This window comes from Streptomyces fuscichromogenes (genome assembly GCF_014645815.1).
Taxonomy (GTDB): Bacteria; Actinomycetota; Actinomycetes; order Streptomycetales; family Streptomycetaceae; genus Streptomyces; species Streptomyces fuscichromogenes.
In genome coordinates this window covers 1-722 of record NZ_BMML01000117.1, presented here as the reverse complement: position 1 = coordinate 722, position 722 = coordinate 1, and the positions used below count along the sequence as shown (strand labels likewise).

Below are 722 nucleotides of genomic sequence, written 5' to 3'. Positions count from 1 at the left end.
AGGAAGTGGACGGCCTTGCGTTCGTAGCGGCGGTGCAGTCGGCGGCATCCGGCGAGCCAGGCCATCGTGCGTTCGATGGTCCAACGGTGCCGCCCCAGCCGTTTGGAGGACTCGATGCCTTTGCGGGCGATGCGGTGCCGGATCCCGCGCTGGCGTAACCATCGGCGCAGGTGGTTGTAGTCGTAGCCCTTGTCGCCGTGGAGCTTGGCCGGCCGTCGTCGGCGCGGACCGCGACGGGAGCGGATTGGCGGGATACCGCGCACGAGCGGTTCGAGGGCCTGGCTGTCGTGCAGGTTCGCGCCGGAGATGCCGATGGAGATGGGCAATCCGGTGCGCTCGGTGATCAAGTGGATCTTCGAGCCCTTCTTGCCCCGATCCACAGGATTCGGGCCCGTCAGGTCCCCCCTTTCAGGGCCCGCATGTTCACCGAGTCGATCGCACATCGCGACCAGTCGAGCTCGCCGCGCGAACCGAGCTCGTCCAGAACCAGGCGGTGCAGCTTCGCCCACACCCGGGCCTTCGACCACTCCATGAACCGGCGGTGGGCGGTGGCACCGGACGGACCAAACACCGGCGGGACCTGCGCCCACGTGCAGCCCGTGGTCGCCACGTAGATGATCGCGGCCAGCACCTCACGATCTCCGTACCGGCGCCGGCCACCGCCCTGCGGGCGGATCGGCGCCTCCGGAACCACCCGCTGGAACAATTCCCACAGCCCGTCC

1 pseudogene is annotated in these 722 nt (G+C 69.0%); it reads right to left on the bottom strand.

Annotated elements, in window-relative coordinates:
• Window positions 1-722, bottom strand: a pseudogene (locus IEZ11_RS50440) (IS5 family transposase); the annotation flags it as partial.